This is a genomic window from Sphingomonas bacterium, assembly GCF_903644135.1.
Lineage (GTDB): Bacteria > Pseudomonadota > Alphaproteobacteria > Sphingomonadales > Sphingomonadaceae > Sphingomonas.
In genome coordinates, this window is sequence record NZ_CAHJXA010000118.1 from 1 (window position 1) to 8,069 (window position 8,069).

At 67.7% G+C, this 8,069-nt stretch carries 10 protein-coding genes; 1 reads left to right on the forward strand and 9 read right to left on the reverse strand.

Features of this window, described 5'->3' with window-relative positions; genetic code table 11:
• From HUU96_RS07830 to HUU96_RS07850, 5 genes are all read right to left on the reverse strand, one after another.
• Positions 1 to 316: MFS transporter (locus HUU96_RS07830; RefSeq protein ID WP_174292277.1), on the reverse strand; the 316-nt coding region annotated here is incomplete at its 3' end.
• Positions 313 to 714, reverse strand: coding sequence for a winged helix-turn-helix domain-containing protein (locus HUU96_RS07835; RefSeq protein WP_174292278.1), 402 nt, complete (start codon positions 712 to 714; stop codon positions 313 to 315). The genes HUU96_RS07830 and HUU96_RS07835, both read right to left, overlap by 4 nt.
• A 31-nt stretch (positions 715 to 745) precedes the next feature.
• Positions 746 to 3,085, reverse strand: a complete 2,340-nt coding sequence (locus HUU96_RS07840) for a TonB-dependent receptor (RefSeq protein ID WP_174292279.1) — start codon at positions 3,083 to 3,085, stop codon at positions 746 to 748.
• Between the two features lie 289 nt (positions 3,086 to 3,374).
• Entirely contained in the window at positions 3,375 to 3,545 is a 171-nt protein-coding gene (locus HUU96_RS07845; protein ID WP_217430290.1) for a metallothionein, read from the reverse strand.
• A complete protein-coding gene (locus HUU96_RS07850) occupies positions 3,545 to 3,832 on the reverse strand; it encodes a metalloregulator ArsR/SmtB family transcription factor (protein ID WP_254605113.1) in 288 nt (95 codons plus the stop codon). The genes HUU96_RS07845 and HUU96_RS07850 overlap by 1 nt, the downstream gene beginning before the upstream one ends.
• A 188-nt stretch (positions 3,833 to 4,020) precedes the next feature.
• Between HUU96_RS07850 and HUU96_RS07855 the strand changes: the two genes are divergently transcribed.
• Entirely contained in the window at positions 4,021 to 6,081 is a 2,061-nt protein-coding gene (locus tag HUU96_RS07855) for a S46 family peptidase (RefSeq protein WP_254605114.1), read from the forward strand.
• A 12-nt stretch (positions 6,082 to 6,093) separates the two neighbouring features.
• Here the strand turns inward: HUU96_RS07855 and HUU96_RS07860 are convergent, their stop codons facing one another.
• The 4 genes from HUU96_RS07860 to HUU96_RS07875 are packed head-to-tail and all read right to left on the reverse strand — an operon-like array spanning position 6,094 to position 7,910.
• A complete protein-coding gene (locus HUU96_RS07860) occupies positions 6,094 to 6,564 on the reverse strand; it encodes a Fur family transcriptional regulator (protein ID WP_174292282.1) in 471 nt (156 codons plus the stop codon).
• 43 nt (positions 6,565 to 6,607) lie between these two features.
• Positions 6,608 to 6,964 (reverse strand): surface-adhesin E family protein, encoded by a 357-nt coding sequence (locus HUU96_RS07865; protein ID WP_174292283.1) that lies wholly within the window; start codon positions 6,962 to 6,964, stop codon positions 6,608 to 6,610.
• A complete protein-coding gene (locus HUU96_RS07870) occupies positions 6,961 to 7,434 on the reverse strand; it encodes a DUF3299 domain-containing protein (RefSeq protein WP_174292284.1) in 474 nt (157 codons plus the stop codon). The genes HUU96_RS07865 and HUU96_RS07870 overlap by 4 nt, the downstream gene beginning before the upstream one ends.
• Positions 7,431 to 7,910, reverse strand: coding sequence for a hypothetical protein (locus HUU96_RS07875; protein ID WP_174292285.1), 480 nt, complete (start codon positions 7,908 to 7,910; stop codon positions 7,431 to 7,433). The genes HUU96_RS07870 and HUU96_RS07875 overlap by 4 nt, the downstream gene beginning before the upstream one ends.
• Positions 7,911 to 8,069 lie beyond the last annotated feature (159 nt).

Consider the following 8,069-nt stretch of genomic DNA (forward strand, 5'->3'; position numbering starts at 1 on the left):
CATAGGACGGCACCAGCGCGACGCCCAGGCTGGACCCGCCGATCAGGGCGAAGGACAGGATCATCGTCGGCCGCCGCCCGACCCGGTCGCCGAGGCCGCCGATGATCACCGCGCCGAGCGGCCGGGTCAGGAAACCCGCGCCGAACGTCGCCAGCGCGGTGAGCAGGCTGGAGACCGGGTTAGCGGCGGGGAAGAAGCATTGCCCGATCTGGACGGCGAAGAAGCTGAAGACGAGGAAGTCGTAGAACTCCAGCGCGTTCCCCAACGTCACCCCGATGATCTGGGCGCGGGTGACGGTGGCGGCCGGCTGGCTCAATCGACCCCTTCCGCGTCGGGCATGTCGCGCAACGCGGCGACCAGCCAGTCCAGGCGCTCGCCCTGGGCGGCGGCAACCATGCTCGCCTCGACCTCGCGATAGACGGCCAGCAGCTGCTCGCCGAACGCGGTGAGCTTCGCGCCGCCGGCCGTGCCGCCGCCGGCGCGGGTCTCGACCACCCGCTCGGCCCAGCTGCCGTTCAGATCGTCGACCAGCAGCCAGATACGGCGATAGCTCATGCCCAGGTCGCGCCCGGCGGCGGAGATCGAGCCGGTGCGCGCGACCGCTTCCATCACCAGCGCCTTGCCGGGGCCAATCGCCGGCTGGCCGTCGCGAGTGATCTGGACGTTCAGCTTCAACGGTCCGGCAATCGCCACGCCCACCTCCTCAGCCAGCATATGACGATTACCGGCCGAGGGAAGGCTAATCCTATCGCAGGTGCGCGCGCAGGGTCAGGCCATAGGTGCGCGGGTCGCTGGGCGAGCCGACGATCAGCCCCGAATTTCCCGCCTGCACGGTCAGGTTCTGGATGTAGCCGGCGTCCAGGATGTTGCGGACGAACGCCGCCACTTCGAGCCCGTTGCGCAGCCGCACGCCGGCGGTGGCGTTGGTCAGGTTGTAGCCGTCGACATAGGTGTAGCGCGACAGCGTCGGGTCGCCGTTGTAGCTCGACCGCCAGTTGCTGTCGGCGTGGATGAAGGCGGTGACCGGCCCGACCGCGTGCTCGTAATCCGCGCCCAGCGTCTCCGACCAGCGCGGCAGCGATGCAAGCTTGCCGCCGGTCAGGTTGCAAGCGGTGGTGGCGGCGGTCTGCGCCTCCAGCGGGCAGGGGCCGGCGGGATAGTCGTCGTAGCGGCCGTCGGCATAGGCGAGGTTGGCGCGGATCGACAGGCCGGGCAGCACCAGCGCGGTCGAGTCGATTTCGACGCCGCGTACCGACACGCGCGGGATGTTGGCGAGATAGCCGCGCAGCGCCACCGTTTGCGAATTGTCGACGATGGTCGCCTGGAAATCGCGCACCTTGGTGTAGAAGCCGTCGATGTTGAAGATCAGCCGGCGGTCGAACAGCCGCGTCTTCAGCCCTGCCTCATAGTTGGTATTGCGCTCCGGGTTGACGACGGCGGTGGTCAGCACCGGCTGGTTCTGCGCGTTGACCGGCAGGCCCGACATGTTGATGCCACCCGACTTGAAGCCACGCGCATAGCTCGCATAGGCGAGGATGCCGGGCGTGACCTGATAGGACAGGTTGGCGCGGCCGGAGACATTGTCCTCGCTGCTCTGCGCGGCATAGGTCTGCGGGCGGATGATCGACAGCTTGGCGTTGACCAGCGCCGTGTTAGTGGTCGGCAGGCCGCCGAACACCTCGGTCGAGTAGAAGCCCGACTTGTCCTCGCGGGTGTAGCGCAGCCCGCCGGTCAGCGTCAGCCGCGGCACGATCTTGACGTTCGCCTCACCGAACAGCGCGTAGCTGTTGGTGGTGAAGCGGGTGCGCCCGTCGGTGCCATAGCCGTCGAGCAGATTGGCGGGGTAGGTGGGATTGGCGACCGGCTGGCCGGCGGTGTTGGGCGAGGTCGAACCGAGCAGCCAATAGGTCGCCGCGGGACCATAGATGCTGATCGGGTTGCCGGTGATCAGCTGCCGGAAGAAGTAGAAGCCGCCGACATAGTTGAGACGCTGGTCGCCGTTGGAGGCGACGCGCAGTTCTTCGCTGAACTGGTCCTGGCGGGAGGGGATGTGCTGGGTCAGCTGGATCGGGATGCCGGTATAGTCACGGTCGTTGGCCGCATCCCAGTCCCAGAAGCGCCAGGCGGCGACGTTGGTCACCGTCACCGCGCCAAGGTTGAGGTCGGTGATGGTACTGACGCCGCCCTCGGCGGTGTTGACGCCGATCGGTGCATCGATGTTGGTCACCCGGTCGTACGGGTTGGTGCTCGCCGGGGTGTAGCCGAGGCCAGCGGCGAGGGCAGGATACTGCCGGGTCGCGGCGCGCAGCGAGGTGCCGACGCGCAGGAACACCTGGGTGCAGCAGTTGCTGGCGAAATTGGTGAAGTCGACGATCAGCCGGGTCTGGAAGCTGTCGTTGGGCTTGAACAGCAGCTGCGCCTTCACCGCCTCGTTCTGGATCTCGTTATAGCGCTCGCCGGTGTTGCTGTTGGTCAGGGTGCCGTCGCGGCGGGTGACGAGGCCCGACACCCGGAACGCCAGCGTGTCGGTCAGCGGCGCGGAAGCCGACGCCTTGGCCTGCACGAAATTATAGTCGCCGCCGCTGATCTCGACGTTCATCTCCGGCGTGAAGGTCGGCTGGCGGCTGGTTATGTTGATCGCGCCGGCCGTTGTGTTCTTGCCGAACAGCGTCCCCTGTGGCCCGCGCAGCACCTCGATCTGCTCGATATCGGTGAAGTCGAACGCGGCGGTGGCGGGGCGGGCGTGGTAGACCTGGTCGACATAGAAGCCGACGCCCGGCTCCAGCCCGTCGTTCGACTGGCTGACCGCGACGACGCTGCTGCCGAGGCCGCGGATGGTGAAGGCGGTGTTGCGCGGGTTGGCGGAGCTGTAGTTGAGGCTGGGGACCAGCGTCGTCAGCTCCTGCGTGTTGACGGTGTATGACCGATCGAGCAGCGCGCCGCCGACCACCGTCAGCGACCCCGGTACCGCCTGCGCATCCTCCGCCCGGCGGCGTGCGGTGACGATCACGTCGGGCAGGCCATCCTGCTGCGCGACCGTGTCGCCGGCCTTGCCGGTGGCGACCTCGGCGGGGCCGGGCGACATCTGATCCGCGGTCGCAGCGACCGCCTGAGCCGCCGCGCCGTTGGCGATGACGAGCGTGGAAACGGATGCGGCGCACAGGCACCAGAAATGATGTCGAAGCACAATACCCCCTGAAGCTCGTTCACTTGGATGGAACGTCAGCGAGGGTCTATATCTAGCGGTATATAGCTAGTCCACCGATTGCGTCGGCCATGAACAACTAACGTCCCCGGCGGCAGGGCCGGGGACAAGGTCCAGTGTCGCTTGCATGGTCCACCCCAGCACGGTTGAGGCGCGGCATCGCCTGGGTTCAGCCGTGGCAGGTGCAGCCGGCATGGTCGCAGCCGGCGCTGTTCTCGTGATGGGTGGCGCACTTGTCGCCGCAGAACATGCGGCCGGCGGCCTCGACGGCATTGCTGGTGCTGACGACGCAAACGCAGTCGGCGCAGGCGCACTTCACCATATCGATCGTGACGGTCATCATTCTTGCTCCTCGCTATGGGCGTCCTCAGGTTCGAGGACGTGGTCGATCATGTTGGTCAGCATGGTCGCGACATGGCAGTCGGGCAGGTCGTAGAGCATTTTCTTACCCCGGCGCTGCTGCCGCAGCAGCCGCGCCGCGCGGAGCAATCGCAGGTGATGTGAGACCAGCGACTGGCTGACCCCGATCTCCTCCGTCAACTCCCCAACCGTGCGCGGCCGGTCCAGGCAGGCCACCACCAGCCGCAACCGGTTGGGCTCCCCCAACAGGCGGAACAGCTCCGCCAACTCGCTACTCTTGTCCGGTGTCATTCTTTCTATCTACCAACATCTATTCATATGAATGAACGTAGATGTGTAGTCAAGCGGCAATCCGCCGGCCTGCAACGCCGGATTGCGGCTGCGCCGATCCTTGCCTAGGTACGCTGTATCATGGCCGGCAGGCATCGACCCGCACGGCCGACGGGGAGAATGAGATGACGGGGATGTTCGGGCGGATGCGCATCGTGCTGGCTGCGAGCGTTTGCCTCGCCGGCACGCCGGCGCTGGGCGAAGAGGGCATGTGGACCTTCGACAACTTCCCTTCGGCGAAGGTGAAGGCGCTGTATGGCGTCGACATCACGCCCGCATGGCTCGACCATGTCCGCGGTGCGGCGGTACGGCTGTCGACCGGCTGTTCGGCATCGACGGTCAGCGGGCGCGGGCTGGTGCTGACCAACAACCACTGCGTCGCCGAGTGCGCGCAGGACCTGTCGTCGAAGGGTCAGGATTACTACACCCGTGGCTATCTGGCGGAGGAGAAGACCTGTCCGGGGATGCAGGCGGAGATCCTGACCGCGATCACCGACGTCACCGATCAGGTGACCGGGGCTGGCAAGGGATTGAGCGGCGATGCGCTGGTGAAGGCACGGACCGCGGTCACCAGCACGATCGAGCAACAGGCCTGCACCGATCAGGCGACGACGCGGTGCCAGGTGGTCAGCCTGTATCATGGCGGCCAGTACAAGCTGTACGCCTACAGGAAATATTCCGACGTGCGGCTGGTGTTCTCGCCGGGCGTGCAGATGGCGTTCTTCGGCGGCGACCCCGATAACTTCAACTTCCCGCGCTACGACCTCGATAGCGCCTTTGTGCGGCTGTACGAGAATGGCCGGCCGGTCGCCTCGCCCGGTCACCTCGTCTGGAACGCCGCCAATCCGGTCGCCGGCCAGCCGGTGTTCGTCGCCGGCAACCCCGCCAGCACCGAACGCCAGCTCACCGTCGCCCAGCTGGAGACGCAGCGCGACCTGACCACACCCATGCGGCTCACGTCGCTGGCCGAGCTGCGGGGGCGGCTGATCCGTTTCGGCGAGGAGAATGAGGAGAACCGCCGCGTCGCGCAGGACCTGCTGTTCGGGCTGGAGAACAGCTACAAGGTCTATGTCGGCGAGGAGCAGGCGCTGGTTGACCCGGCGTTCATGGCCGGCAAGCGCGCCGAGGAGGCGGCGCTGAAGGCCAAGGTCGCGACGCTGAAGAGCCGGCCGGCGGGCTTCGGCGATCCCTGGGCCGACCTGGCGGCGGTGCAGGCGCAGCAGGCGGAGTTGGCCTTGCCGCTCAACTATGTCGAGCGCGGCCCGCTCGGCTCGACGCTGTTCGACTATGCGCGCCGGCTGGTGCGTGCGGCGGCCGAGCGGCAGAAGCCTTCGGCGCAGCGGCTGCCGGGCTATGCCGACGCACAGCTGCCGCTGCTGCAGAAGCAGGTGTTCGATCCCAAGCCGGTCGAGCCGAAGCTGGAGCAGCTGGTGCTGGAGTTCTGGCTGTCCAAGGCGCGCGAGAACATGACCGCCGACTCGCCGGAGACCAAGCTGTTGCTTGGTCGCGACAGCCCCGAGGACCTGTCGGCGGCGCTCGCGAAGTCGTCGCTTGGCGACCCCGCCGTCCGCCGCAAGCTGTGGGATGGCGGCGCTGCTGCGATCGCCGCGTCGCGCGATCCGATGATCCAGCTGGTGCTGCGCATCGATCCGGAGGCGCGCCGGCTGCGCGCCATCGCCAACGAGCAGGTCACCGGCCCCGCAACCGTCGCGGCGGAGAAGATCGCCAAGGCGCGCTTCGCCGCCTATGGCACCAGCACCTATCCCGACGCGACCTTCACCCTGCGGCTGAGCTACGGCACCATCCAGGGCTGGACATATCGCGGCCAGACGGTGCCGCCCTTCACCTATTTCCCCGGCCTGTACGAGCGCGCGACCGGCAAGCCGCCGTTCGACCTCGACCAGCGCTGGGTGGCGGCACAGGGCAAGCTGAGCGCGGCGACGGTGTTCGACATGTCGACCAGCAACGACATCATCGGCGGGAATTCTGGCTCGCCGCTGATCAACGCTAAGGGCGAGGTGATCGGCGCGGTGTTCGACGGCAACATCCACAGCCTGGGCGGCGATTACGGCTTCGATCCCAAGCTCAACCGCGCGGTGGCGGTGTCGGCAGGCGCGGTCAGCGAGGCGCTGCGCAAGGTGTACCATGCCGATGCGCTGGCCGAGGAACTGGCCAAGGAAGGCTGAGCCGGAAGCGGGCTAGGTCGCCGCCGCGCAGGCGGCGCACAGGCCGCGCACCTCGATCACCGGGCGCTGCGGGACATAGCCGGCCTGCTCGGCGACCGCTCGTACGCGATTGGTGATCGTATCGTCGTCGAGGTGGATGGTCCGCCCGCAGCGGTCGCACACGAGGAAGATGCAGTCGTGCAGGCAGTCGGGATGCGCGTTGATGACATAGGCGTTCTTGCTCTCGACCCGCCGCACCAGATTGGCCCCGAGGAACAGGTCGAGGATGCGATAGACGCTGTTGGCGGCGACGCGGCGCTGCTCGCGCTTGGAGATGACCTCGGTCAGGTCATAGGCCGATGCCGGCCGGTCGAACCCGGCCAGCGCGTCGAACACCGTCGACCGCATGGTCGTCCATTGCTCGCCGGCACGCTCCAGCGTCGCCTGCGCCGCGCGGGCAAGCGCCTTGCCCTTGGGCTCTTCATGGGTGTGGGCGTGCGCCATCGATCGACAACGTAGGGGGTGGCTGGCCCCGCGGCAACCGCGTTCAGAAAGCGCAGACGGTGCGCGCGACCTCGCCGCCGATGGTGTGGTCGAGCGCGGGCAGCAACGGCGGCGGGGCGGCGGCGGGGGTGGATCGCTGCACCACCTTGCCGTCCTCGTCCTGTGCCTCGAACGCCAGCATCCGCCATTGCCGTGCGCGGCAGTCGAACTCCTCGTCCTGATAGACCAGCACGATCCGGCCGGTGATCGCGGTCGGCGCGCCGAGCCGGACGCGCACCTGCCGCCGCCCCTCGACCTCGTGCAGGCTGGCCTTGTCGACGAACACCCGCAGCCGCGATGCCGTCATCCCCACCGGCACCCACATCGGCGCAGCCGCCGCCGCGAGCACCAGCGCGATCACTTCACCAGGGCGTTGGTCATCTGAAAGAACAGGCCGTTGTCGCCGTTGTTCTCCAGCGCGAACTTGCCGGTCACGCTGACCAGTTTGGCGCTGTAGGCGATCGGCCGCGCGGTGCGAATCTCCACCACCTCGTTGGGCTCGCCCGGCGGGCAGAAGGCGCAGACCGGCGTGTATTTCGACAGAAGGAAGTGGTTGCCCTTCGCTGCGGCGTCGAGCGGCATGATAAAGCCCGGCAAGGTCAGCGTCTGCCCGACCAGCGCCTTCACCGCCGGCGGATGATTGGCACGGAACACGCCGCGCGCATCATCCTCGCTGATCTTGGTCGCGCGCAGCGTCGACCAGAGCTGCGAACGCCCCTGCGGCAAGCGCGCCTGCGCCGATCGCTCGCCGGCCTCCTGCACCTGCGCGACCACCGGCAATAGCGGCAATGCGGTGGCCGCGAGGGCGGCCAGGATCGGCGTTCGTCTCATTCCACCTTGGCTCCATCCAGCCTGAAGAACAGTCCTCGATCGCTGCGCGCGACGAGATGCAGCGTGCCGGTGACGGTCACCGGCGCTTGCGTATAGGCCACCGCCTTGGTGGCGAAGATCTCGATCGCCTCGGTCGGCTCGTTGGGCGGGCAGAACGGGCAGCCGGAGCTGCGCCGCGTCAACACGAAGTGCGGCGTCGTCGTGGTCGCCTCGACCGGCAGCATATAGCCCGCGATCTGGAACCGGACGCCATTTTCCTTGGCCAGCGCAGGCGAGAAGGTCGCCTGATACTCGCCCTTCGCGTCGTCGGCGGTCACCTTGGCGTCGTGGAAGAAGATCCAGCGCAGGTCGTCCTCATGGTCGAGCGTGCCGTTGCCGTTCGGCCCCCATTGCGCCGGGCCGCCGCTGTAGAATTGCGCGCTCGCCGGGGTCATGGCGACGAGGCAGACGGCCAGGAGCGTGAGACGCGTGAACATCGTCAGGCCTTTAGCACCTGCGCAGGCCGCACGCGATAGGCAGCGACCGCGGGGATCAGCGAGGCGACCAGCGCCAGCGCGATTGCGGCGACCAGGATCAGCGCGTCGCTCTGTCCCAGCGGCGGCAGCGCCAGCGCCGGCCCGCCGCCGGTCGCGACC

What these genes read in the sequence shown, in the direction of transcription:
- HUU96_RS07835 (WP_174292278.1), bottom strand. Translation starts at nt 714, where the DNA reads ATGCTGGCTGAGGAGGTGGGCGTGGCGATTGCCGGACCGTTGAAGCTG.
- HUU96_RS07840 (WP_174292279.1), bottom strand. Translation starts at nt 3,085, where the DNA reads ATGTCGCCCGGCCCCGCCGAGGTCGCCACCGGCAAGGCCGGCGACACG.
- HUU96_RS07845 (WP_217430290.1), bottom strand. Translation starts at nt 3,545, where the DNA reads ATGACCGTCACGATCGATATGGTGAAGTGCGCCTGCGCCGACTGCGTT.
- HUU96_RS07855 (WP_254605114.1), top strand. Translation starts at nt 4,021, where the DNA reads ATGACGGGGATGTTCGGGCGGATGCGCATCGTGCTGGCTGCGAGCGTT.
- HUU96_RS07860 (WP_174292282.1), bottom strand. Translation starts at nt 6,564, where the DNA reads ATGGCGCACGCCCACACCCATGAAGAGCCCAAGGGCAAGGCGCTTGCC.
- HUU96_RS07870 (WP_174292284.1), bottom strand. Translation starts at nt 7,434, where the DNA reads ATGAGACGAACGCCGATCCTGGCCGCCCTCGCGGCCACCGCATTGCCG.
- HUU96_RS07875 (WP_174292285.1), bottom strand. Translation starts at nt 7,910, where the DNA reads ATGTTCACGCGTCTCACGCTCCTGGCCGTCTGCCTCGTCGCCATGACC.